At 68.7% G+C, this 22,415-nt stretch carries 21 protein-coding genes and 4 pseudogenes; 9 read left to right on the top strand and 16 right to left on the bottom strand.

Translation table 11 applies throughout. From position 1 onward, the window contains the following. Positions 1-170 precede the first annotated feature (170 nt). The 7 genes and pseudogenes from PUR53_RS02125 to PUR53_RS02095 all read right to left on the bottom strand — a co-directional run. Positions 171-320 (bottom strand): annotated as a pseudogene (locus tag PUR53_RS02125) (IS256 family transposase); the annotation flags it as partial. Positions 321-646: 326 nt separating this feature from the next. Continuing rightward, positions 647-3,862, bottom strand: coding sequence for an RHS repeat-associated core domain-containing protein (locus tag PUR53_RS02120; protein ID WP_443080253.1), 3,216 nt, complete (start codon positions 3,860-3,862; stop codon positions 647-649). A 349-nt stretch (positions 3,863-4,211) separates the two neighbouring features. Beyond that, positions 4,212-4,781, bottom strand: a complete 570-nt coding sequence (locus PUR53_RS02115) for a hypothetical protein (RefSeq protein ID WP_329907172.1) — start codon at positions 4,779-4,781, stop codon at positions 4,212-4,214. Beyond that, positions 4,771-5,745, bottom strand: a complete 975-nt coding sequence (locus PUR53_RS02110) for a hypothetical protein (RefSeq protein WP_329907171.1) — start codon at positions 5,743-5,745, stop codon at positions 4,771-4,773. The genes PUR53_RS02115 and PUR53_RS02110 overlap by 11 nt, the downstream gene beginning before the upstream one ends. After that, positions 5,738-6,883 carry a MobF family relaxase gene (gene mobF / locus PUR53_RS02105; protein ID WP_329907170.1) on the bottom strand — a complete coding sequence of 382 codons (1,146 nt, stop codon included), beginning with the start codon at positions 6,881-6,883 and terminating at the stop codon, positions 5,738-5,740. The genes PUR53_RS02110 and mobF overlap by 8 nt, the downstream gene beginning before the upstream one ends. A gap of 359 nt (positions 6,884-7,242) precedes the next feature. Continuing rightward, on the bottom strand, positions 7,243-7,698 hold the full coding sequence (locus PUR53_RS02100; RefSeq protein ID WP_329907169.1) for a hypothetical protein: 456 nt from the start codon (positions 7,696-7,698) through the stop codon (positions 7,243-7,245). A gap of 5 nt (positions 7,699-7,703) precedes the next feature. Beyond that, positions 7,704-8,033: a hypothetical protein gene (locus tag PUR53_RS02095; protein ID WP_329896737.1), complete on the bottom strand. Its 330-nt coding sequence runs from the start codon at positions 8,031-8,033 to the stop codon at positions 7,704-7,706. A gap of 61 nt (positions 8,034-8,094) precedes the next feature. On the opposite strand from PUR53_RS02095, the pseudogene PUR53_RS02090 reads away from it, so the two are divergent. Next, a pseudogene (locus tag PUR53_RS02090) lies at positions 8,095-8,256 on the top strand (Fe-Mn family superoxide dismutase); the annotation flags it as partial. 203 nt (positions 8,257-8,459) lie between these two features. Beyond that, entirely contained in the window at positions 8,460-9,575 is a 1,116-nt protein-coding gene (locus PUR53_RS02085) for a substrate-binding domain-containing protein (protein ID WP_329896738.1), read from the top strand. On the opposite strand, the gene PUR53_RS02080 is transcribed toward PUR53_RS02085, so the two are convergent. Beyond that, a complete protein-coding gene (locus PUR53_RS02080) occupies positions 9,532-10,005 on the bottom strand; it encodes a MarR family winged helix-turn-helix transcriptional regulator (RefSeq protein WP_329907168.1) in 474 nt (157 codons plus the stop codon). The genes PUR53_RS02085 and PUR53_RS02080 overlap by 44 nt on opposite strands. 407 nt (positions 10,006-10,412) lie before the next feature. Between PUR53_RS02080 and urtA the strand changes: the two genes are divergently transcribed. The 5 genes from urtA to urtE all read left to right on the top strand — a co-directional run bounded on the left by urtA (position 10,413) and on the right by urtE (position 15,239). Next, on the top strand, positions 10,413-11,666 hold the full coding sequence (urtA, locus tag PUR53_RS02075; protein ID WP_329896740.1) for an urea ABC transporter substrate-binding protein: 1,254 nt from the start codon (positions 10,413-10,415) through the stop codon (positions 11,664-11,666). A 90-nt stretch (positions 11,667-11,756) separates the two neighbouring features. After that, a complete protein-coding gene (gene urtB, locus PUR53_RS02070; RefSeq protein ID WP_128434113.1) occupies positions 11,757-12,644 on the top strand; it encodes an urea ABC transporter permease subunit UrtB in 888 nt (295 codons plus the stop codon). Beyond that, positions 12,641-13,759, top strand: a complete 1,119-nt coding sequence (gene urtC / locus PUR53_RS02065) for an urea ABC transporter permease subunit UrtC (protein ID WP_329896741.1) — start codon at positions 12,641-12,643, stop codon at positions 13,757-13,759. Before urtB ends, urtC begins: the two co-directional genes overlap by 4 nt. Continuing rightward, positions 13,756-14,541 carry an urea ABC transporter ATP-binding protein UrtD gene (gene urtD, locus PUR53_RS02060; protein ID WP_329907167.1) on the top strand — a complete coding sequence of 262 codons (786 nt, stop codon included), beginning with the start codon at positions 13,756-13,758 and terminating at the stop codon, positions 14,539-14,541. The genes urtC and urtD overlap by 4 nt, the downstream gene beginning before the upstream one ends. 5 nt (positions 14,542-14,546) lie before the next feature. Then, positions 14,547-15,239: an urea ABC transporter ATP-binding subunit UrtE gene (gene urtE, locus PUR53_RS02055; protein WP_329896743.1), complete on the top strand. Its 693-nt coding sequence runs from the start codon at positions 14,547-14,549 to the stop codon at positions 15,237-15,239. 47 nt (positions 15,240-15,286) lie between these two features. Here the strand turns inward: urtE and PUR53_RS02050 are convergent, their stop codons facing one another. Further along, positions 15,287-15,502, bottom strand: coding sequence for a hypothetical protein (locus PUR53_RS02050; protein WP_329907166.1), 216 nt, complete (start codon positions 15,500-15,502; stop codon positions 15,287-15,289). A gap of 11 nt (positions 15,503-15,513) precedes the next feature. Continuing rightward, positions 15,514-16,614, bottom strand: a complete 1,101-nt coding sequence (locus tag PUR53_RS02045) for a methyltransferase domain-containing protein (protein ID WP_329907165.1) — start codon at positions 16,612-16,614, stop codon at positions 15,514-15,516. A 36-nt stretch (positions 16,615-16,650) separates the two neighbouring features. Here PUR53_RS02045 and PUR53_RS02040 point away from each other — a divergent pair, with 36 nt between their 5' ends. Further along, positions 16,651-16,824 (top strand): hypothetical protein, encoded by a 174-nt coding sequence (locus PUR53_RS02040; protein ID WP_329896746.1) that lies wholly within the window; start codon positions 16,651-16,653, stop codon positions 16,822-16,824. Positions 16,825-17,757: 933 nt separating this feature from the next. On the opposite strand, the gene PUR53_RS02035 is transcribed toward PUR53_RS02040, so the two are convergent. The 6 genes and pseudogenes from PUR53_RS02035 to PUR53_RS02015 form a co-directional block, all read right to left on the bottom strand. Next, a complete protein-coding gene (locus tag PUR53_RS02035) occupies positions 17,758-18,543 on the bottom strand; it encodes a sulfite exporter TauE/SafE family protein (protein ID WP_329896747.1) in 786 nt (261 codons plus the stop codon). A gap of 79 nt (positions 18,544-18,622) precedes the next feature. Further along, entirely contained in the window at positions 18,623-19,339 is a 717-nt protein-coding gene (locus PUR53_RS02030) for a cation transporter (protein WP_329896748.1), read from the bottom strand. Next, positions 19,339-19,674, bottom strand: a complete 336-nt coding sequence (locus tag PUR53_RS02025; RefSeq protein WP_329896749.1) for an ArsR/SmtB family transcription factor — start codon at positions 19,672-19,674, stop codon at positions 19,339-19,341. Before PUR53_RS02025 ends, PUR53_RS02030 begins: the two co-directional genes overlap by 1 nt. A gap of 67 nt (positions 19,675-19,741) precedes the next feature. Continuing rightward, positions 19,742-20,207: pseudogene (locus PUR53_RS48055) on the bottom strand (helicase); the annotation flags it as partial. Between the two features lie 6 nt (positions 20,208-20,213). After that, positions 20,214-20,378, bottom strand: a pseudogene (locus PUR53_RS48050) (SAM-dependent methyltransferase); the annotation flags it as partial. Between the two features lie 448 nt (positions 20,379-20,826). Further along, positions 20,827-21,789, bottom strand: coding sequence for a DMT family transporter (locus PUR53_RS02015; protein ID WP_329907164.1), 963 nt, complete (start codon positions 21,787-21,789; stop codon positions 20,827-20,829). A 147-nt stretch (positions 21,790-21,936) separates the two neighbouring features. On the opposite strand from PUR53_RS02015, the gene PUR53_RS02010 reads away from it, so the two are divergent. After that, a complete protein-coding gene (locus PUR53_RS02010; RefSeq protein ID WP_329896752.1) occupies positions 21,937-22,389 on the top strand; it encodes an Lrp/AsnC family transcriptional regulator in 453 nt (150 codons plus the stop codon). Positions 22,390-22,415 lie beyond the last annotated feature (26 nt).

Below are 22,415 nucleotides of genomic sequence, written 5' to 3'. Positions count from 1 at the left end.
GGCCCCACTGAGGGCGTCAACACCAAGACCAAACGGATCGCGCGCCAGATGCACGGACGAGCAGGCTTCACCCTGCTCCGGCACCGCATCCTCCTCGGATAACAGCACGCTCCGTCACCACCGAATGTGAGACAGGGCCAACTTAGCGGCTGATTTTGGTTGTTGAGTGGTCAGCTGTTGCTCGGGGTGAGGCGGCCTTCGAAGGCGATCTGGAACGCGTTGAGTGGAGCCTTCCAGCGCATGGTCCACCGCTTGCGGCCCTTGCCAGTCGGGTCCAGGCTCATCAGCGCCAAGTAGACGCACTTGAGGGCGGCGGCAGCACGCGGTCGGTCTCCCTAGTGGTGTGCTCGATGCGATACACCGGTTGCCCTCCCTGGCCGGGAAGGCAACCGGTGTTTTCCTTAAGGTCGATTACGTTTCATCGTCCTCAAGGAGTACGCACCCACTCCCCACAGAATGACGATGAAGGCTAGGAGTCCCCACCCTCCAGAATTCCCGCTGGCTATTAGGTACACGGAAAGGGCCAGCCCCAAGACACAGAAGAAAGTAGCGAACTGCCACCAACGCTTCACTCCGGCCTGTTGCTCACTGGTCCATCCCAGAGGCATGGTCACTCCTTCTCATCATCTAGCTGATACCGATTCGGTCAGCCACCGACTAGGTTTCCGGCCAGTGTGCTAGCGCCCCAAGATGCGCTCCAGCACACGGCCTGCCCGTATACAGCAGAGGCGCCGGCAGTGGCCGGAGCTCCGCCGATCATGATGGTTTCGCACACTGCAAGGGTGGCTGCTCCGGCCACGAACCCTGCCACGTCGCCCCACAGCCCACGTGTGTCTCCTTGGGCGAGGTGGATGCCCCCCTGCACCACATCTCCTGCCATGCCCAACCAGTCGAGAGCGGCAAGTCCGCTGGGGTCAATCTTGTTTACGGGGTCGCCTTCCGCGTAGAGGTAGGGGTTCTTCTCCTGGCCCGACGGGTCGGGCTGGGTGAAGCGGCCGATGTTGGCGTCGTAGTAGCGGGCCTGGAAGTGGTACAGGCCCGTGGGGTCCTGGAAGCCGCCGGCGAAGCGGTAGGGCTGCGCGACCGGCTCGGACGACTGGGCCAGGGTGCGCACTCCGCGGGGGCTGTAGGTGTAGGTGTTCACCTTGTTGCCGTCCGCGTCCGCCAGGGCGACCACGCTGCCGATGGCGTCCGTTAGGTAGTAGTACGTCTTGCCCCCGGTCGTCATGGAGTTCAACGTGCCCCCGGGCTCGCGGTTGAAGCCCATGTCCACACCGGCCGTTGTCTTCGCCGACAGACCCAGCGGGCCGTTGTGGAAGAAGGTGTCACCGAGCTTGATGCGCTCGCTCTGGTCGGTCGAGCCGTACTGACCGGCGTACGCCTTGCCGCCCACCGTGATCGACTTCAGCTGCGAGTGGTCGGTGTACGACTCCCCCGTGCGGGCGTAGTCGTCCGTGGAGGCGCCGGCCGTTTCGTTGCCGATGGCGTCGTACGACCAGGGGCCACTCGTGCTGGACTTGGAAGTGAGCTGCTGGGCGTCGTTGTAGGTGTAGGTCGTACCGCGCGGGCAGCCCTGCTCGGTGCCCTGGGAGGTCAGGTTGCCGGCCAGGTCGTAGCAGTACTGCCAGGAGTCCGTGACCGCCCCGGACTTCTCCTCCTTGGCGTAGGAGAAGCGGCCTGCGCCGTCGTAGGAGTACGTGCGTTTGGTGCCGCGGACGTTGTCCGTGGAGGTGCGGATCTTGGAGCCGTCGGTCTTGCCGTCTGTGCCGTAGTTGTAGGTGTACGCAAGGTCGACCAGGGTGCCGTGCGGTGAGGTCGCCTTGATGGCCCTGGGGCGACTGGAGTTGTCGACGTCGACCTTGTGGACAGTGCCGCCCGGGTAGGTGGTCGTGGTGCGGACGTCGTTGTTGTTGTACTGGTACGTCGTCATGCGGCCCTGCGGGTCCTTCAGCTCCTTGAGCTTGTTGACCTCGTTCCACGTGTAGTCGACCGTGCCGGCCGGGTCCTGGTAGTAGTCGACGTTGCCGGCCGGCGTGTAGGCGAGCAGGGTCTGCGAGCCGTCCTGCAGGTGGCGGACCGTCTCACGCTGGAGCGGGTCGAAGTCGTACTTCGTGGTGCCGGTGCCGTCCGAGCGCTGGACCAGGTTGCCGTCGCCGTCGTACCAGTACTCCACCTTGACCGTGTTCGGGGAGGTGACGGTGCGGATGCGGTCAAGGTTGTCGTACGTGTACGTCTTGGTGACGCCGCGGGCGTCGGTGACCGTCCTGGTGCGGCCCAGGTCGTCGTAGGTGAAGGTCGTCGTGTCAAGCGGCGCGGGGGGCTTGACCCACTCCAGGTTGCCCCTGTCGTCGTAGTGGAAGTCGGCAACGACGGTCTTGGTGGACGTCATCGTCGTCTTCGCCTTGCAGCGCTGGCCCTCGAAGCCGCCGCAGGTGGGTGTGGCGGGGTTGTACTCGTAGGTGACGCTGCCGCCGCCGGTGCCGGTCTGCGCCACCGACTTGGTGTTGCCGACGGTGTCATAGGTGAAGCTGGTCTTCTCGCCGTCGGCGTTGGTGGAGTCCTTGGGCACGTCGCCGCCGGCGATGGTCTGCCAGGTGTTGACCGTCCTGCCACCGGTGGGCAGGGTGACGGATTCGACGTTGTTGCGGGTGTTGAAGCCGTAGTCGGTGACGTTGCCCGGAGTGGTGCCCGAGCCCATCGCGTCCGTGGTGGAGTCGATGTTGTTGTTGGCGTCGAACTTCGTCGACCGCTTGCGGCCCAGCGCGTCGGTCACCTCGGTGACCCGACCGTCACCGTCGTGGGCGTACTGGGTGACGTGCAGCTCCGGGTCCTTGGCCGTGGTCGTGCCGGCGGCCGTCGGGGAGGCGGCGCCGTAGCTGTAGGTCCAGGTCGGGCCGGTGTGGCCGTCGCTGTTGAAGGCGGTACCGCGCAGCATGGAGGTGACGCGATTGGTGTCGTCGTAGGTGAAGACGGTGACGCGGCCCTCGGCCGTGGTGATCTTGTCGATGCGGCCGGAGGAGTCGTGGCGGAAGGTGACCGTCTTGCCCTCGGTGTCGGTGGTGGCGGCCAGGTTGCCGTCGGCGTCGAGGGTGTAGATGGCGGTCCGGCCGGTGTTGTCCTTGGCCTGCCACTGCGACGGGTAGGTCTTCACCAGGTCAATGAACCGTCCCGAGCGGGTCTCGGTGAGTTTGAATCCGCCGCTGGCATTCTGGGCGACGGTGATGGTGCCCTTGTTGCGGTCGGTGACCTTCGTCAGGCTGCCGTTCGCGTTGTACGTCTCCTTCGTGCCCGACTTCCACTTGGTGAGGGTGTAGGTGCCGTCCGCGTTCTTTTTCAGATCCTGCGAGTAGCCCTTCGGGGTGGTGAAGGAGCCGTCGCTGTTCTTGGTGAAGCGGACCGTGGCACCGGAAGCGTCGTAGAAGATCACTTCCGAGGAGCCGACGGACAGGTAGCGCTCGTACTGCTGCCACCAGCGCTGCGAGACACGGCCCCAGGGAGCGTCGAGGGAGTTGTAGGTCCGCGCCAGTTGCAGGCGCTGGCCGACGCCGGCGATATCGAAGTCTGTCGCCGTCAGCATCAGGTTGCCGGTCGAGTAGTCGATCTTCGCGGTGAGCGTGTCCGTGATCGCGAAGCTGGTGTAGCGGTGCCAGGGTACGTTGCCCTGGCCCTCGGGGACGACGCTCGACGCCGAGACGTCCGCAGCGGCACTGCGATCCGGCGCCTGCTTGCCGCCCTCCTTGCCCGCGGGGTCCTTGCCCCGCTCACGCTGCTCGCGCTGCCAGGGCAGGAACGCCTCGTCCGTCGGGTTCTCGGAACTCTTGGACGCCACCGGGCGGTTCGCGCCGACCTTTACCGGCGGCATCTCGAAGTCCGGGCTGTCCTTGCCCCAGGCCGACACCGGCTTGTCGTCGGCCGCCGCCACGCCCGCGCCGGGCAGGACGGAGACGGCCAGGGCGATCGAGGCGATCGCCGCCAGGGAAACGCCGGTTGCTGATCTCTTGCGGGCACGCCGAAACGGCATGCCGAAGGCACGCACGTACATGACTTTCCCCCATAGGAAGGCAGATCCCGGCGACCCCAGCGGCACCGGGCGCCCACAAGTTGTCACAGGACTCGTACAAACTCCCGGGCCGTTCCCTGCAACTCACCTCTCATGCGGGCAGGAATCGGCCCCTCCCGTTCACTTGGCAAAACAGCGTGAACGGGACACATCAAAGTTCCGACGGCTCTGGGCCAACCGCTATGGGCAGGTGCAGCTCGTGGCAATTGGCCAATACCTCTCCCTTCAGCAGTGGCCTTAGCGCTCGGCGCGCTGTGCGATCCGGCGTCGGATGGCTTCGCCCTGCCCGAGATCGAGACCGGGTGGAGCAGTCCTCCTTGGAGTCCGCGCCCAGGACGCACCGCTCGAGCATCGCGGCGTGGGCGTGACGCTGGAAGTAGACGGAGGTGCCCAGGAGCCGGTCGACCTCCTTCACCTCGTGCTCGCGTGCCTCCTCTGGGCTGACGAGCGAGGTCCTCGAATCGTGGGGCTGCACCCGGATTTTCAGCGCCGCCAAGCTGCGAGCGAGATCGTCGGCGCTGCTGAGCATGCCCACCAGGTTCACGTCGCCCCGCTGGCGGGGCGGGGGCACGTCGGGGTAGCTGTCCAGCAGTTCGTGCAGGTCGGTCGAGGTTCCTCCCGTGCCGGGTGTCAACCTCCCGATTCTCGATCCGTCCTGGGGCTCGCGGGTGAAGGCGCAGATCGGCCACGCCCAGGCCGCTTGCCATCCCTCACCGGTCACGGCCCACTCCCCTGCTGTGCTCGGGCCGGTTCGCATGGTGCTGCTGCTGGTCGTCGGACTTGACCACGTCGGCCGACTGTTCCGGCTTCGGCCGGGTCTCGAAGGCGCGGCGGCGGGCATTGGCCGCGCAGGTGAAGGCGGCCGAGCCGTTCCAGATTCTTAGGTGTGCGCAGCCACGTCGCCGGGTCGGTCGTACAGCCCTCCAGGTACTCCTTGGCCATCGCAGCCTGCTGATGGGCCTGAGCGGCGGCCCGCTGCGCCAGGGTGAGCACGGCATCCCGGCCCGGATGGTCAACGGCGTGCGGCAGGTCTGACGCCTGATCGTGGTGGTCTTCCGTGTGCGCGGCAACCGGAGCGTCGTCCTGTGCGGCGGCGGGCGGGGTACGGGCTGCGCGGATCGCGTTCTGCACGGCGAGGCTGGCAACTCGAGCCCGCTCGTACCGGCTTGACTCGCGGGGAGGCTTGCCGTCGGCGCCGGCGATCCACCAGCGACCGAGCTCGGCGAAGTCGGCGGTGTAGAAGAGCTGGTCGGCAGCCGGCGGCCGGGATGGGGAACGGTGGACTGGCGGGAGCGGTCGGATAGGGCGCGGTTGGCGATGTAGTCGTCCAGGCCGCGCGTGAACTCCTGACCGCGCAGGGTCTCCAGTAGATGCCGGTCGGGTGCGGGAGTGGGTGGGCTGCGCCGGGCCGGGAGGTCGGACAGTGCCCACCGTGCAGTGTAGAGGCGGTAGTCCGACAGCAGGCCGCGCGCGGTCTTCGGCTCGCTGGTGTCCAGGCAGTGTGTGGAGATGGCGGTGGCCACGATCTGGTCGTCCAGGCCGGGGTCGCGGCGGCGGCTGCGCAGGACGAGGGCGAGGTGGCGGCGGGCTTCGGCGAGCAGGTGCCGGCGGTGGAAGTGGCCGCCGTCGTTCATCACGAACACCGTCGCGGTGACGTCGACGGCCGCCAGGGCGACATCAACCACGGCGGCGATCCGGGCCGGATCGCCGCAGCCGCAGCCGCAGCCGCAGCCGCAGCGCGGGCGTGCTCGAGGAGGGAGTTGATGATGTCGACGGCCACCCCGGAGGTGAGGATCGCGCTGGCCTTCCACCACGCGCGCAGCTGCGCGAGCGACCGGGCCGTCTGCTTGGGCGGGCGGTCTTGCGGGCGGCGACCTGGTTCAGCTTGGCGCGGGCCCGTTCGGAGACCACGGGCAGGAACTTCAGCTCACCGTCGTCGTCGACGGCGGTGACGTACTCGTGCTCCAGGTCCTCGAGGCAGGCGGCGATCTGGTCACTGCGCCGTGCGGTCCAGCGGATCAGCTCGTGCGGAACCCCGGCAATCTCCATCACGGGCCGGCGCCCCGGGGTGACGATGCGCGGCTCGGTCGCCAGCCCCAGCGCCTCGCAGACCTCCGAGGCCACGAGCTCGTTGTAGAGCGCGGAGGCGGCCACGGCGTTCTCGTGCAGGGCCAGGGTGTGGATCGAGCCCCACTTCCCGTCCAGACACTGCCACTTCACGGACAGAAGCAGATGGTCATGGAGCAAGGGCATCCCCGGCCGTGCCTCGTAGTGGCGGAAGCGCGCGGCGACCAGACCGCCGGGCGGCCGCACCCGGTAGATGCCGTCCTTGCCGTACCGGATCACCGCCACCTCGTCCTCGATCCACTCCAGCACCCGCTCGATCGCCCGCTCGTGCGCGGCCTCGATCACCCGCCGCGTCTCCTCATCCCCCAGTGCCCACAACAGGCAGATCGTCGGCTGCGGCCGGAACACGAAGTCGACACCGGTCACCGTCACCCGGCGACCGAGGACGCCGGCCTTGAACGCCTTCTTCGGGGAGTCGCCCTTGGCGAGCCGGTCGGCCTCGATCCGGTCCACGTGCGAGTGCCGGCCCCGCTCGCCGAAGAGGTTCCGCAGCTGGCTCTCGGTGACTTCCTCGCCGGGTGTCAGTCCGAGCACGGCCAGGCCACGGCCCATCCATCGCCCGGCCGGAACCCCGGCTTGCTCCTGGGCCTCGCGCAGCGGCGTGCGGGCCGGGCGGCGGCCGTCGCCGACGACGGTCTCGCGCAGGTAGTAGCGGTACATCTGACCGGCTCGGATGACCCTGATATCCACTGTCATGCAGACCACGCCACACGGCTCTGACCTGCAAGAAAAGGCCGATCATCCGCCGCGTCGTCCTGGACACCTTCGTCCCCGACCTGCGCACCGGCCGCCAGTTCCGCCTCGGGCTACGGGTGAAGGGCGTGAGCTGCGTTCAGGGCGTCTACGAACCACCTGGGCACCGGACGGTCGCGCGACGTCGCAGTACGGCCCGGCAATAGTGCCCCGGGCCTGTCACATCGTGTGGCACCGCACGGCAGTTACGACGTGCTCAACGGCCCTGGCAAAAGCCATGTGGGCCGGGAGCCTCAATTGGTGTCGATCTCGCGCAAGCTTGGGCCGCCGGGCTGCGAGCTGGGACTTTTCTTGGCCCTGGGTCACTTCTCCCGGGTGAAGCGGACGTCGAGGCTGCAGGGGTCGTCGGGGTCCAAGGTCGCGCAGAGAGTCTTGCCGCCGTCCACGACCGCGAAGTCGAGCAAGCAGCCCCAATCCAAGTACTTGCGGGCCAGTCCGAGGCCGATCCAGGAACCCGACTTCGCCGTCTCGGACCTGTGGCTTCCGTTGGCATCGTCGACGAAGAAGCCCCAGGCGCCGTTGGATTTCCCGCCGGGGCAGTCGGCCGTGGCGAGCTTCTTGGAATCGAGGCCCGTGGCGGTGAACTCCCGGTCGGCGGAGAAGGAGATCCTTTCGCCGTCCGGTCCCTTCCAATTTCCAACGATGTGCTCTGCCGGGACCTTCGTCGTGTCCTCTCTGGTGGAGCACGCAGTCACCAGCAGAAGGGGAAGCAGGACAATGGTGGCCTGGCGGCCACCCTTCGGGTGATTCTTGAACACGCGGGTCATCCTAGGGTTGGTGGTGGGACGCCCGTGGGGCCGCGGGAGAGGTGATCGCGGATCTCCAGGTCGACCACCCGCAGGGCGGGGAGGATCCGGGCGGTGAGGAGACGGCGTACGTCGCGTTCCGCCACCTGGTACTGGTCTGCCAGCCGGGCCAGGTGTTTGTCGATCTCGCCGGGAACGTGTGCTGCGATGTACGGGGTTGCGCGGCCGGTGCCGGCCAGAGCTGTCACCTTGTCGTGCTGGTGCCCGTTCTTGACCAGCCAGCAGGGGTGAGTCAGCAGCGCGTTGGTGTCGAGGACGGGCAGCAGCATGGGCTGGTCCAGCACCATCGGGTGGATCGCCGGTCCGGTGGGGATCAGCAGGGGCGGTGCCGCATCGGCACGGTCGAGCGTCCTCGTCTTCGACGCCTGGGAGCACGCTTTCTACCTGCAGTACAAGAACCAGAAGGTCGACTTCATCGACGCCATGTGGGCCGTCGTCAACTGGCAGGACGTGGCCAAGCGCTACGCCGCCGCCAAGGAGCGCGGCGACAGCCTCCTGCTCGCGCCGTGATGGCGTAACACCCCACAGATGTCCCGCTCGTGATCGTCTTCTCACCCTTCACGGCAGGCAACCCAGGTAAGGGCTCCCGCGAGGACAGTGCTCGCGGGAGCCCTTCCGCTGTGGCGGTCGACCCGCGGCTCCGTAACTCTACGAATCGGTCTCGATCCGGGCCTCGGCTTGGGCTGCGGGGGCGGTGCGGCAATCATGGGGCCATGTGCCGCCCCGTCCGATTCCACACCCCCGAGTGGTTCACGGCCGACGATTCGACGCTGAACGTCGCGCTCGTGTACCCGATGCAGGGGCCTGCCGGGGTGTTCGGTCCCACCTGCGAGGCGTGTGCCCGGCTGGCCGCCGAGGAGATCAACAAGGCGGGCGGTGTCCTGGGCAAGGAGCTGCGGCTCCTTGAGGTCGACGGCGGTGCCGAGCCGCAGCAGGTGGCGGAGGATGTCGAGGCCCTGGTGGCGACGGGCACGGTGCAGGGTGTCACGGGCTGGCACATTTCCTCGGTACGGCAGGCGGTGGCTCCACGGATCGCGCACCGGGTGCCGTACGTCTACACGGCTCTGTACGAGGGCGGGGAGCGCACCGACGGCGTCTACATGGCCGGCGAGACCCCCGCCTGGCAGCTGATGCCCGCGATGCGGCTGCTCACCGAGACCCGCGGTGTGCGCCGCTGGTTCGTAGTCGGCAACAACTACGTATGGCCCCGGCACACCGCCCGGGCCGCCCGCCGCTACGCACGCGACTCCCGCAGCAGGGTCTGCGGCGAGGCGTACCTGCCCCTCGGCACCGAGGACTTCCACGACGTGCTGCGCCGGATTGAGCACGCCGACGCCGACGCCGTACTGATGCTGCTGGTCGGCAGTGACGCGATCCGCTTCAACCGGGCCTTCGCCGCCTCCGGACTGGATCAGCGGTGCCTCAGGCTGAGCACGCTGATGGACGAGAACATGCTGGTGGGCAGCGGCCCGGAGGCCACCTCCGACCTCTACAGCACGGCCGGCTTCTTCGCCTCACTGGCCGACCAGAACACCATGGACTTCCACGGCCAGTACGCCGACCGCTTCGGGGTGGCTGCCCCGACCCCGGGAAGTCTCGGCGAGTCCTGCTACGAGGGCGTGCTGCTGCTGGCCGCGCTCATCGAACGGGCGCGCACCCTGGATGTGTCCGCCATCGGGGCGGCCGCCGACGCCGTCTCCTATGAGGGTCCGCGTGGCCTGCTGACTCTGGAGGGCCGGCATGTGCGCCAGCGCATCTACCTTGCGGAAGCGGACGGGCTCGACTTCAACGTCCTCGCCCAACTGCGCGCTCCCCACGACCTGTTGTGACCCGGCCGCCCTCCAGCGCTTCGGCAAGCCGGTCCAGCAGAGTGTCCAGCCGCTCCCCGGTCTCATCCGTGAGCAGGGGCTCCAGCTCCGCCCAGTCGGTCCGTACTCCGCGGACCAGTTGCTGCCAGCGTTGTGTGCCCCGCGGTGTGAGGCATGCCAGGACACGGCGCCGGTCGGCGGTGTCGACACGGCGGAAGACCAGGTTCTGGTCGACGAGTTGGTCGATCAGCTTGGTGAGGCTCGGCGCCGGCAGGAACGCGTGGTCGGCCAGCGCCGTCATGTTGTGGCCCTGCCCGTCGGACAGCAGGTCGAGGACCCGCCATGCCTCCACCGAGCAGTCGAACTCGTCCAGTACGGACTGCACTCGGCGCACGGAGAGGCGTTCGGCCCGTGTGAGCAGATGGAGCAGTTCCTGGGGCCGACTTGCCATCGCACTCCTCCGCTCGAAGCCCTGGTCCCACGTGAGGGGTTGAGCGGAGCCTACCGTCGAGCACCTCACTCCTGACAAGAGGAATGAGGAAACGGATCCTTTCTACAGGAAGCGTTAATTGTCGTCGCCGAGATGGCATCAGTTGCGCATCGTCAGCGACTGCTCTTTCTCTTTGACTGCATTTTTACTTCCACTGGAAACTGTTCCTCAATTGCGCCGAAACGCAGCGGAAACAGCTCCGCCGCAGGCTGTGGACGCACTTCAGCAACCAGCCCGGACGGCACCCCGGTACGGCTGGGGGATCCGTGCGCCAACGCCGCCGTTTCTGAAGCATGCTCCGTCGATTCCCTCCCCAGTGTTTTTCCGCTCTCTTCGTACCGCCCCCTTCGGGGCTTGGAGGTCTTGTTATGTCCGGGCTCAGCATCAGCAGACGTGGCCTGTTGGCCGGCATCTCGGCGGTCGGCGCGACCGCGGCCCTCAGCGCCTGTGGCGCGAAGACCGGCAGCGACACGTCGTCGGACTCCGCCGCCAAGGCGGACACCTCCGGCAGCACGGTCAAAGTCGGTCTGCTCAACTCTCTGTCGGGCACGATGGCCATCAGCGAGGTCACCGTCCACAACGCGCTGCTGCTCGCCATCAAGGAGATCAACGCCGCCGGCGGTGTGCTGGGCAAGAAGCTGAAGGCGGTCAGCCAGGACGGCGCCTCAGACTGGCCGACCTTCGCGGAGAAGGCCGAGGCCCTCATCAAGGACGACAAGGTCGCGGCCACCTTTGGCTGCTGGACCTCGGCGAGCCGCAAGGCCGTCAAGCCGGTCTTCGAGCGCTACAAGTCGCTCCTCTTCTACCCCGTGCAGTACGAGGGCCTGGAGCAGTCCCCGTACATCTTCTACATAGGCGCCACCACCAACCAGCAGATCGTCCCGGCGCTGGACTACCTCAAGAAGCAGGGCCTGACCAAGCTCTACCTGGTCGGCAGCGACTACGTCTTCCCGCGTACCGCCAACAAGATCATCAAGGCGTATGCGAAGGCCAAGGGCATGACGGTGGTCGGCGAGGACTACGCCCCGCTGGGCTCCACGGAGTTCGGCACCATCGTCAACAAGGTCAAGGACTCCGGCGCGGACGCCGTGTTCAACACCCTCAACGGCGACAGCAACGTGGCCTTCTTCAAGGAGTACAAGTCCTCCGGACTGACCGCGAAGAGCATGCCGGTGCTGTCGGTCTCCATCGCCGAGGAGGAGGTGAAGAGCATCGGTACCCAGTACCTGGAGGACCAGCTCACCGCGTGGAACTACTACGAGACCACGCCCGGAGCGGCCAACACCAAGTTCGTCGCTGCCTACCAGGCCGAGTACGGCAAGGACAAGCCGACCTCCGACCCGATGGAGGCCGCGTACATCTCCGTCTACCTGTGGAAGGAGATGGTCGAGAAGGCGGGCTCGTTCGACGTGGCGAAGGTGAAGGCCGCCTCGGACGGCATCGAGCTCGACGCCCCCGAGGGCAAGGTCACCGTCGACGGTGCCACCCAGCACGTCTACAAGACCGCCCGTATAGGCAAGGTCGGCTCGGACGGCCTGATCGAGGAGGTCTGGAACTCCGGCAAGCCGGTCAAGCCGGACCCGTACCTCAAGGGCTACGACTGGGCCTCCGGCCTGTCCTGACCTCCGGCCCCACTCGTAGCGCGACCCGGCCTCCCCACAGGCCGGGTCCGCCCCGCGCCCGCACGCCCGTCCCCGACCCGGAGCCGCTTCATGACGGTCATCCTCAACCAGTCCTTCACCGGCATCAGTATCGGCGCCGTCCTCCTCCTGATCGCGCTCGGCCTGACCCTGACGTTCGGTCAGATGGGCGTGATCAACATGGCGCACGGCGAGTTCATCATGGCCGGTGCCTACACCACGTATGTCCTGCAGAAGTCCATCAGCAGCGCAGGTGTCTCCCTGCTCGTTGCCCTGCCCGTCGCCTTCCTCGTCGCCGGTGCCATGGGCGTGCTCCTGGAGTGGCTGCTCATCCGGCGCCTGTACACCCGGCCGCTGGACACCCTGCTGGTCACCTGGGGTGTCTCCCTGATGCTCCAGCAGCTCGCCCGTGACATCTTCGGCGCCCCCAATGTGCAGACCCATGCCCCGGACCTGCTCACCGGCAACATCTCCCTGGGCGGCGGCATCACCCTGGCCAACAGCCGGCTATTCATCCTCGGCCTCGCCCTGCTGAGTGTCCTCGCCCTCACCCTCATCCTGAAGCTCACCCCACTCGGGCGCCGCATCCGGGCCGTCGTGCAGAACCGCGACCTCGCCGAGGTGTCCGGCATCGCCACCGAACGCGTGGACCGTACGACGTTCTTCATCGGCTCGGGCCTCGCGGGCGTGGCCGGAGTCGCGCTCACCCTGGTCGGCCCGATCGGTCCGACGATGGGCACCAACTACATCGTCGACGCCTTCCTGGTCGTCGTCGTGGGGGGCATCGGGCAGCTCAAGGGCAGCGTGATCACCGCCTTCGCGCTCGGCGTGCTGCAGTCGGTCCTCGAATACTCGACGACGGTCAGCGTCGCCAAGGTCATCGTCCTCGTGGCGATCGTCGCCTTCCTGCAGTGGCGACCCCAGGGCCTGTACACATTGCGCACCCGGAGCCTGGCATGACGACGACCACGACCACTTCCACCGCGCCCCCCGTGACCCTGCTGGAACGCTGCCGCGTCCCCGTCGGCTTCGCCCTCGGCACCGTCCTGCTCATCGGCGTCGCCCCGCTCGCCCTCTCCGACTTCCGCCTCTCACTGCTCGCGAAGTACCTGTGCTACGCGATCGTGGCGGTCGGCGTGAGCCTGGCCTGGGGCCGGGGCGGGCTGATGGTGCTCGGCCAGGGTGTCTTCTTCGGCATCGGCGGCTACGCGATGGCCATGCACCTCAAGCTCGCCGACGCCGCCGCCACGGGCCAGACGCTGCCCGACTTCATGCAGCTGTACGGCACCGGCGACACCCTGCCCTGGTGGTGGGCGCCGTTCGCCAACCCGGCCTTCGCGCTCGCCATGACCGTCCTGCTGCCCATGGCGGTCGCCGCGCTGCTCGGCTTCTTCGTCTTCCGCCGCCGGGTGAAGGGCGCGTACTTCGCGATCCTCAGCCAGGCACTGGCCGCCGCCCTCGCCATCTGGCTCGTCGGCCAGCAGGCCACCACCGGCGGCACCAACGGCCTCACCGACATCCAGGGCTTCTTCGGCTACTCCCTGGACGACCCGGTCAACCAGCGGATGGTGTACTTCATCATCGCCGCCGTCCTTCTGCTGCTGATGGCCGCCGCCCGCCAGCTGTTCGTCAGCCGCTACGGCGAACTCCTCATCGCCGTACGGGACTCCGAGGAACGCGTCCGCTTCCTCGGCTACAACCCCGCCAACGTCAAGCTCGTCGCGTACGTCATCGCCGCGGGCATGGCGGGGCTGGCGGGCGCCCTGTTCGTCCCGGCGGTGGGGATCATCTCGCCTGCCCTGATCGGTATCGTCCCGTCGATCGGCTTCGTCATCGGCGCTGCGGTCGGTGGGCGGGCCTCGCTGGTGGGCGCGGTGCTCGGTGCGATCGCTGTGGCCTGGGCGCAGAGCACGCTCTCGGACGCCTTTCCCGCCGCGTGGACGTACCTCCAGGGCCTGCTGTTCGTCGTAGCGGTCGGGTTCCTGCCCGGCGGCCTCGCCTCCCTGGGCATCGTCCTGCGCAAGCGCCGTGCCGGCACTGGTACCGGTACTCGTACGACTGGAGGGACAGCATGAGCGGCGAGGGACTGACGGTCCGCGACCTGCGGGTGACGTTCGACGGCTTCAAGGCCGTCGACGGCGTGGACCTCGACATCCGCCCCGGTGATCTGCGCTTCCTCATCGGACCCAACGGCGCGGGCAAGACCACGCTCGTCGACGCGGTCACTGGACTGGTGAAGTCCACCGGATCGGTCCGCTTTGGCGGCGAGGAACTCATCGGCAAGCCCGTGCACCGCATCGCCCGCATGGGTATCGGCCGTACGTTCCAGACAGCGACGGTCTTCGAGGAACTGACCGTCCTGCAGAACCTCGACATCGCGGCCGGTGCCGGACGGGGTGTGTGGACGATGCTGCGGCGCCGCAAGGGCATACCGGAGGCGGTGACCAAGGCGCTGGAGACCACCGGCCTGACGGAGCTGCGCGACCGCCCGGCGGGTGTGCTGGCGCATGGGCAGAAGCAGTGGCTGGAGATCGGCATGCTGCTGGTCCAGGACGTGAAGCTGCTGCTGCTCGATGAGCCCGTCGCCGGTATGAGCCACGACGAGCGCGAGGCCACCGGCGAGCTGTTGCAGCGTGTCAGCGAGGACCACACGGTCGTCGTCATCGAGCACGACATGGACTTCATGCGCTCCTTCGCCCGCAGCGTCAGCGTCCTGCACGCGGGCAAGGTCCTCAGCGAGGGCTCGGTCGCCGAGGTCCAGGCCGACCCCCGGGTCCAGGAGGTCTACCTCGGGCGCGCCTCCGAGCCCGAGTGCGAACCGGCCGCCGCTTCCGTACCCGTCGCCGAGGAGGCGTGACACCCATGCTGGAGATCAACACCGTTCGGGCGGGCTACGACCGCACGACTGTGCTGCACGGAGTGACCGTCTCCGTTCGGAAGGACGGTGTCGCGGCCGTCCTGGGCCACAACGGCGCCGGCAAGAGCACCCTGCTGCGCGCCGCCATGGGCCTGCTCAAGCCGACCGGCGGGACGATCCTGCTGGACGGCGAGGACATCACCCGCCTCGCCCCGCACCAGCGGGTTGCCCGGGGCATGGCCTACGTCCCCCAGGGCCAGCAGTCCTTCCCGCACCTCACCACCGCCGAGAACCTCCAACTCGTCGCGGACGGCCGAGCGGACGGCAAGGAAGCGATCGCCGAGGCGCTGGACCTGTTCCCCGTCCTGCGCGAGCTGTCAGCGCGCCGGGCCGGTCTGCTCTCCGGCGGCCAGCGCCAGCAACTCGCCATCGCCCGCGCCCTGATCACTCGCCCCAGGCTCCTCCTCCTCGACGAGCCGACCGAGGGCATCCAGCCCTCCGTCGTCGCCGAGATCGAGGAGACGATCCTCGCCCTGACCCGCCGAGGCGGTCTCTCCGTCCTCCTCGTCGAGCAGCACGTCGGCTTCGCCATGCGGGCCGCCCAGCACTACTACGTCCTGGAGGCGGGCCGCGTGACCTCCTCCGGCGAGGGCGGAACGGGCGCCGAACAGACCGTGCGGGCGGCGCTCAGCGTTTGAGGGGCGCTCAGCGTCTACGGGTGGCGCTTGGCGTGTATCGGGCGCAGTCAGAGGACGACGCGAGTGTGGGAGACGAGCCGTTCGCCGTCGAAGACGTGCAGGGTGAAGGCGGGCGGCCGCTCGAAGTCCAGCGCGTCGTCCTCGGACCACCCCTCGGGAAGCACCAGCTCACTGGGCATCATCAGCGTCGAGACGACACCCGGTGCGACCACCAGCGGCAACCCCGCGAAGACCGACGAAGCGGCCGTGTGCGCATGCCCCACCAATACGGCCTTCACCTGGTCGTGGCGCCGCAGAACCCGCTCCAGCCGCTCGGGTGGTTCAACCTGATCGCGTCGACCGACGGCAGGCCCAACGCGATCGGTGGGTGATGCATGCCGACGAACACCGGCGCTTCGGCGAGGGCGAGTTCCGACTCCAGCCAGCCGATCGTCTCGTCGTCCAGCTGGCCGTCGTGGCGGCCGGGGATGCTGGAGTCGCATAGCAGGACCGTTGCGGCGCCCAGGTCACGCTCGACTGCCGCGTGCCTCGCCTCCTGCTCGGCGGCCAGCACCAGGATCTCCGCGTCCACTCGCCCCAGCGCGTCGTGGCGGGGCACCACCGGGATGCTGTCGACGATCTCGAAGCCGGCCTCACGGAGGTGCTGGGTGAGTGAGGCGCGGTTCCACAGGCGTTCTCGTACTGCAGCGAGGTGGGCCACCGGTTCCTCGTCTTTGTCGCGGGTGGCGTCCGGGAGGAAAAGGGTGCGGGAGAAGTGGGGGCCGTCGGGGTCGTGGCGCATGGCGGCGAAGAGGAGGCGGCGGGTGCCGTCGTCGTCGGTGAAGGCGGTGGCCAGGACGCCGTTGCGGCGGGTGTAGGCGGCGAGGGCGGGCTCGGTGAGGACGGGGAGGCAGAGGATGCCGTCGGGGGTGAGGAGGCTGCGGACGCGGGTGAGGAAGGCGGTGAGGGTCCGGGGGTCGGTGAACATGTTCACGGCCGTGTCGCCGAGTGTGGCCGTGGTGTAGCCGGTGCGGAGCTCGGGCATCGGGTCGAGGACGTCGCCGTGGACGACCCGGATGTGCTGGGCAAGTTCGGGATGGTGGGTCAGGTGGGTGCGTAGGCGGGTGGTGGCGGCATGGGAGATGTCCACGGCAGTGGTGGGGAGGTCCGCTGCGGCCAGGGCCAGGGCTACCCGGCCCCGGCCGCAGCCGATGTCCAAGGCGCGTCCGCCTCGCTTTCGTGCGATGGCTGTGAAGTGGTCGGTGTCCCAGGTCTTCTCGGTGGTCTGCTGGTGGAGGTAGGGCTCGAAGGGGTCCTCGTAGATGTCGGTGACGCGCAGCGCGGGGAGGCGGTCGAGGAGGTGGCGGAACGGAGGCAGGCAGATCCGTCGCACCATCTCGGCGGCGGGGCGGTGGTTTCGACGGTGTCGGCGGTGTCGCTCACTGGGGCCCTCGTCTGCCCCGGCAACCACGACTTGGCCATGTTCGGCTTCGGGCGCAGCATCGCGATCACGGTCTCGTTGACTGCCCTCGGGTGCGAGGCCCCGCTGGAACCCGCGCCGCGCGCGGTGGAGCCCATCTCCGTCACCGGACGCCGCAGCTCGTAGGAGGCGGCTTGCAGGCCCTTGAGGGTGAGGTTCCGCAGGGAGTCCCCCGTCTCGGTGGAGCCGCCGTTCTCGGACAGGCCGTGCTTGCGCATGTCGCAGAGCGCGCCGGTGTGCGAGGCGGTGCGGGCCTGCTTCTGCTTCGACGGGGTCTCCTTGTCGGCGTGCTGGAAGGTCGGGTGGGGAGCGCCGATCCGCTGGATCTGATCAGCCGTCGCGACTTTCAGCGCCCCGAGCACGCGCAGCACGTCGCCGCGGTAGCTGTTCGTCGCCCCCCCGGGTTGGTCTTCCGCTTCCCCGCCATCAGCTCTGCTCCCTCGTTGCTCGCGACCGGCCGCCGGCCGGCCGCCGCCGCTGGCTGCGCCCGGCCTGGGAGGGCGTCCGGGCCCCCCGGAACCCGATGCTCTCCTCCACCACGGACAACAAGAGGAGAGAAGCGGGTTGTGACGGCGCAGTTTTCGCGCCGATTCCCGCTCTGACAAGGGGTTTTCCTGCGGCCTCGGGTGCCGGGCACCAAAGGGGGTTCCTGAGTGCCTTTCGAAGTGGGCACCCAGGGAGTCCCCTTGGGCTTGCCCGCCACGGGCCGGCCTTCCGGTGTGGTCGGCCCGAGCGGTGCCGCTGCCCGGCCCTCGGGTGGGTGGTCGTCATCGGCTCGTCTCCTTCGCTGCCCCGGCCGGGGCGGTCGTTGCGAAGGAGCAGCGTGCAGGTGACCCCCTTGTCCGCGGTCTGACCGTGGCCGGTAGCAGACGTGGTCAAGGTTGTGGCCAAGGTTTGCAGTTGACCATTGACCACTTCCTCAGCTGGGCGCTGACCGCCTGGAGGGGATGGACGTCACTCGTGTGACGCCCCGTCGCGGCTTCGAGTTGTTCCCTCAGCTTCTGTTCTCCAGGGTGATCCGCTGGATGCGACAGGCGGCGAGCTCGAGGCCGGACGGGCTCACGTCAGGGCCTGGAGGGCGTACATCCCGCCGACGCTGGTGGCGAGAATGCCGAGCAGGAGCCGCAGCACGGTCTCGGGCAGGCGGGGCTGAAGCCGGGCCCCGAGGTAGCCGCCGACCAGGCCGCCCACCCCGCAGGCCAGCCCCAGCCACCAGTCGGGAGCGACGTCCCCGGAGCTGACCAGGGACAGGACCGCATACGCGGTGGCACCGACGACGGAGGTGGCGAACGTCGCCGCGAGGGCGGCCGGCGCCACCCGGGTCACAGGCAGGCCACGGGCGGCGAGGACCGGCCCGAGGAGGGATCCGCCGCCGATGCCATAGATGCCACCGATCACGCCCACCCCGAGAGCCAGGGCAGTGAGCGCGGCCGGGGACGGTTCTGGGGCGACGTCCGGCCGGTGGCGGGCCGGGGCGAGGGTACGGACGCATAGCCACATGCCGAGCGGCAGCAGCAGGATGGCGATCAGGAGCCGGAAGACGCCGGGGCCGGGGAGAGCGAAGATGCGGATCGCGGCTCCGAGGACGACGCCGGGCAGGGTGCCGACGACCAGGCGCCGGGCCAGGCCGCCGCGCAGAGCGCCGTCGTGGCGGTACCGCCACAGGGCGCCCGGCCCGGCCACCACATTGAACAGCAGATTCGTCGGCGTTATCGCCGGACTCGGCACACCGAAGACGCTCAGGTGGACCGGAAGGAGGAACACCGCCCCGGACACCCCGACCGGCGTGGTCACCACCGCGATCAGCAGCCCCGCGGCCAGTCCCGCCCACACCGTCCACTCCACCCTGCTCCCCACCCTCCCGCCGCTGCCCGGCCAGTATCAGCGGGGCGAGCGGGCTAACGGCGAGTTGGCAACGTGATGTTCACGAGCAGCAGGAACATCCAGGAAGGCAGCCGCACCCGTCTTCGTCTGCGGCGGCCTCCGGCGCCGCGCTGCTCGCCGCAGCGGGCGCACAGCAGCCTTTGCCCTGCCAGGCGTCGCGGCCTTCCTTGACGGCGATGGCGGCGATGGCGAGGCCGGCGATCGGGTCGGCCCAGGACCAGCCGAGGGTGGCGTTGAGAACCAGGCCGACCAGGAGAACCGCGGAGAGGTACGTGCACAGCAGGGTCTGCTTGGAGTCCGCGACCGCGGCGGCGGAGCCGAGCTCACGGCCGGCCCTGCGCTGGGCGGCGGACAGGAACGGCATGACCGCGAGGGAGAGCGCGGCCAGGACGATGCCGGTGATCGAGCGGTCGGCCTCGCCGGGGCCGGCCAGCGCGCGGATCGCGTCGACGCTCACGTAGGCGGCCAGGGCGAAGAAGGAGACGGCGATGATCCGCAGGGTGGTCTTCTCCCGGGCCTCACGGACCGCGTGCTCGCGGGCGGAGAACTGCCAGGCGACCGCGGCTGCGGAGGAGACCTCGATGACGGAGTCCAGGCCGAAGCCGATCAGCGCGGTGGAGGAGGCAATGGTCCCGGCGGTCAGCGCGACGACGGCCTCGATGGCGTTGTAGGTGATCGTCGCGGCCACCAGCAGCCGTATGCGGCTCGCCAGCTGCTCGCGGCGGGCCGGGGTGGGCCCCAGGGATATGGACACCATCAGCAGCAGCCCTCCGTGGCGGCGTCGGGGCAGGTCTTGTCCGTCTCCACCGCGACGACCGCGGCGAGGAGGTGGTCGAGCGCGTGGCCGAGGCGTTCGTCGGCGAGTTCGTAGCGGGTGCGCCGACCGTGCGGGACGGTCACGGCCAGGCCGCAGTCACGCAGGCAGGCCAGGTGGTTCGACAGCCGGGTGCGGGAGACGCCGAGCGCGTCGGCGAGGTCGGCCGGGTAGGCCGGCGCCTGGCGCAGGGCGAGCAGGATCCGGCAGCGGATCGGGTCGGCGAGCGCGCGGCCGAAGCGGGCCAGCACGTCGATGTCGGAGGCAACGGTCAGCACACCACGACAGTACAGGGGATCCTGAATTCACGAAACCGTGGATTATGGGTGGGGCGGCGATCTACCCTACAAGGCTGGCCATCTTGCCCTCGCCGGGCTGCATCCGCAGCGCCCGGCCCACGGCCTGGACCAGGTCCGGCATCGAGCCGCGCACGTCCGCGAAGTACACAGAGTCACATTCCCGGGTGTCGACCCCTTCTCGGTTTTGCCGACGTCGTAGCGGGGTGCCCGGTGTTTACTCTTGGCGCCGGGTGGCCGTCCAGGGCCGGTTCTCCCCGGCTTCCTCGCCGACGATCTCACCGGTCTCGGGCAGGCTCACGCCGCTGGCCCGCGCGGTCGGATCCCCGCCGGGTCCACCCAAGGCTCACCCACCGTTCGCTGTCGTGCAGCTGCGCGGCGATGTCGGGAAGGCCGGCCGCGAACGCCTCAGCCTCGCGGATCTGGTGGTGGAATGAGAGCGTGCGGCGGAAGCCCTCCTCCGAGGCCGCCTTCACCAGGGCCGCCTGCAGCGCGGCGAGCCGGGCCCCGCGCACCTGCTCCAGACCTGTGGCGGAGAAGTCGGTGGCCTGGACGGTGAACCCTTTCCGCGCGAAGTGCAGGGCGTCGCGGCCGTGGCCGGCCCCGAGTTCGAGGACATCGCGGGACCCGGCCGCACGGAAGACGGCTGCCGCGTGGAGCGCGGGCGCCGACGGTTCCTCGCCGTACTTGCCGTCCAGGCAGCCGGAGTCGTCACGGACAGCCGTCCGGGCGCCCGTGTGATCAAGCGCCCTCCCGGCGACGGGGACGTGGAGGAACCCGGGCGTGGGATGTGCGTGGGCCGACCTCGTCCTCGTTGCCCGGAGGTGGGGCTGCCGCCCGGCCTAGACCTGACCCCCGCTCACAAAACAGACCAAAAACCTCCAGCCGCCTCCCGCTTCCACGAGCTCGCTCGTGCCTTGATCAAATAAGTGGAGGGGACGGGCTTGTAGCGGCTCGGAGCCTGCTGCTGCGCCAACTGTGCTCCACGATGCGGGCGTCATGCGCCTCCAGGAGCTTCGCCAACCCGCCATACGCCCGGGAGGTGAGCATGTTGTCCGCCGTCTCCCCAGGCCCCAGCGGCTGCTTCGTCGTCCGGCTTCGAGATCGAGATCGATCCGGAGCTGGACGCCCAGTTCAGGCCGCGGCCGCAGTCCGAGTGGCCGCAGTCCCGGAAGGCTCGCTCTCCCTCGCGACCGGATTCGCCGTGGCTCCCTGTCCCCGCTCGATCATGCCCAGCACCACCCCGACGATGATGATCACGCCGCCCGTCACCTGGGCGAGCCGGATCGACTCCCCGTTGATCACGACGGCGCCGATGACACCGAAGACCGGGACCAGATTGAGGATGTTGACCGCGACGCTCGAAGCCATCCTGCGCAGGCCGTAGTTGTAGAGCAGGAAGCCGCCGACCGAGCACGCCACGGCCAAGTAGACCAGCAGCGATGAGGCGGTCGGGCCCGGCATCCGCCAGTCGTCGGCCTCCAGCAGGGACGCGAGCAGGAAGCCGGCTGCGCCCGCCAGGGTCTGGTAGTAGGTGACGCTCACGGCGTCCTGGCCGGCGCTCGCGCGCTTGCCGAGCACGTTGTAGCCGGCCCAGGCCAGCCCGCCGAGCAGCAGCAGTATGTCCCCCAGCCAGCGCGAACTGCCGCCGACCTCGGCCCCGTTGCGTACGACGAGGAAGGCGCCGACGGTGGCCAGCAGCACGCCCGCCACCCTCAGCAGCGGCATCCGGCTGCGGAAGACGACCAGTTCCACCAGCATCGTCATCAGCGGGTACGTGGCCACGATCAGCGACGCGTCGGATGCAGTGGAAAGGTCGACGCCGACGTTCTCCAGGATGAAGTACACGGTGATGCCGAGGAACCCGCTCAGGTAGAGCTGCCGCCGCTGCCGCGGGTCCGGACGGGCCGGGCGGTGCCGGCTCAGCCGGACCATCACGCCCAGGAGTAACACCGCGAGGGTGAACCTGATGGCGCCGATACTGAGCGGGCCGACATCCTCCAGCACTTGCTTGGTCACCGCGTACGAACTGCTCCAGAACAGCGCGGCCGCCATGACCGCACACACCGCCCACACCGTGGGTCCTCGTTCACGCATATCGGGCCGCCCCTCTCCACTACTTACTGCCGCCGACCACCTCGTGACCGAACGAACGTCAGTCGATTAGGCTGGAGGCTAACAAGATCATCGAAGGCAATGGGAAGAGTCCGAATTACCTTCGAAATTCGGCGGGGTGAGGCAATCATGGACGAACTAGATTCGGCGTTGGTGCGGATGCTCCAGGAGGACGGTCGGCGCACCAACCGGGACATGGCCGAGGAACTCGGTATCGCCCCGTCCACGTGTCTGGAGCGAATCCGGTCGCTGCGCAGGAGCGGAATCCTGACGGGATTTCACGCGGAGGCAGACCTCGCGGCGATCGGCCGCGGGCTGCAGGCGGTGATCGCTGTACGGATCCGCCCGCCGACACGTGCGGCGATCGAGGCCTTCCAGGCCTTCCTCGAGGCAATGCCCGAGGTCATCTCGATATTCGTTCTCACCGGGACCGACGACTTCCTCGTGCACGTCGCCGTCCGGGACACCGATCATCTGCACGCAGTGGTCCTGGACAAGCTGACGAAGCGCCCGGAACTGGCCGACGTACGGACGTCGGTGGTCTACGCGCACATGCGCAAGAAGGTCATCGGTCCGGCGTGACACCGGCGCGGACCCGGCTCGCGGTG

It is taken from the genome of Streptomyces sp. SP18BB07, assembly GCF_036322545.1.
In the GTDB taxonomy this organism is placed as follows: Bacteria; Actinomycetota; Actinomycetes; order Streptomycetales; family Streptomycetaceae; genus Streptomyces; species Streptomyces deccanensis.
This window is presented reverse-complemented; position numbering and strand designations above follow the sequence as displayed.

Coding starts and splice junctions, on each gene's coding strand:
- PUR53_RS02085 (WP_329896738.1), top strand. CDS start 8,460: ATGTGCCGCCCCGTCCGATTCCACACCCCCGAGTGGTTCACGGCCGAC.
- urtB (WP_128434113.1), top strand. CDS start 11,757: ATGACGGTCATCCTCAACCAGTCCTTCACCGGCATCAGTATCGGCGCC.
- urtC (WP_329896741.1), top strand. CDS start 12,641: ATGACGACGACCACGACCACTTCCACCGCGCCCCCCGTGACCCTGCTG.
- mobF (WP_329907170.1), bottom strand. CDS start 6,883: ATGACAGTGGATATCAGGGTCATCCGAGCCGGTCAGATGTACCGCTAC.
- PUR53_RS02045 (WP_329907165.1), bottom strand. CDS start 16,614: ATGGTGCGACGGATCTGCCTGCCTCCGTTCCGCCACCTCCTCGACCGC.
- PUR53_RS02080 (WP_329907168.1), bottom strand. CDS start 10,005: ATGGCAAGTCGGCCCCAGGAACTGCTCCATCTGCTCACACGGGCCGAA.
- PUR53_RS02030 (WP_329896748.1), bottom strand. CDS start 19,339: ATGGTGTCCATATCCCTGGGGCCCACCCCGGCCCGCCGCGAGCAGCTG.
- PUR53_RS02010 (WP_329896752.1), top strand. CDS start 21,937: ATGGACGAACTAGATTCGGCGTTGGTGCGGATGCTCCAGGAGGACGGT.
- urtD (WP_329907167.1), top strand. CDS start 13,756: ATGAGCGGCGAGGGACTGACGGTCCGCGACCTGCGGGTGACGTTCGAC.
- PUR53_RS02120 (WP_443080253.1), bottom strand. CDS start 3,862: ATGCCGCCGGTAAAGGTCGGCGCGAACCGCCCGGTGGCGTCCAAGAGT.
- urtE (WP_329896743.1), top strand. CDS start 14,547: ATGCTGGAGATCAACACCGTTCGGGCGGGCTACGACCGCACGACTGTG.
- urtA (WP_329896740.1), top strand. CDS start 10,413: ATGTCCGGGCTCAGCATCAGCAGACGTGGCCTGTTGGCCGGCATCTCG.
- PUR53_RS02015 (WP_329907164.1), bottom strand. CDS start 21,789: ATGCGTGAACGAGGACCCACGGTGTGGGCGGTGTGTGCGGTCATGGCG.
- PUR53_RS02095 (WP_329896737.1), bottom strand. CDS start 8,033: ATGGTGCTGGACCAGCCCATGCTGCTGCCCGTCCTCGACACCAACGCG.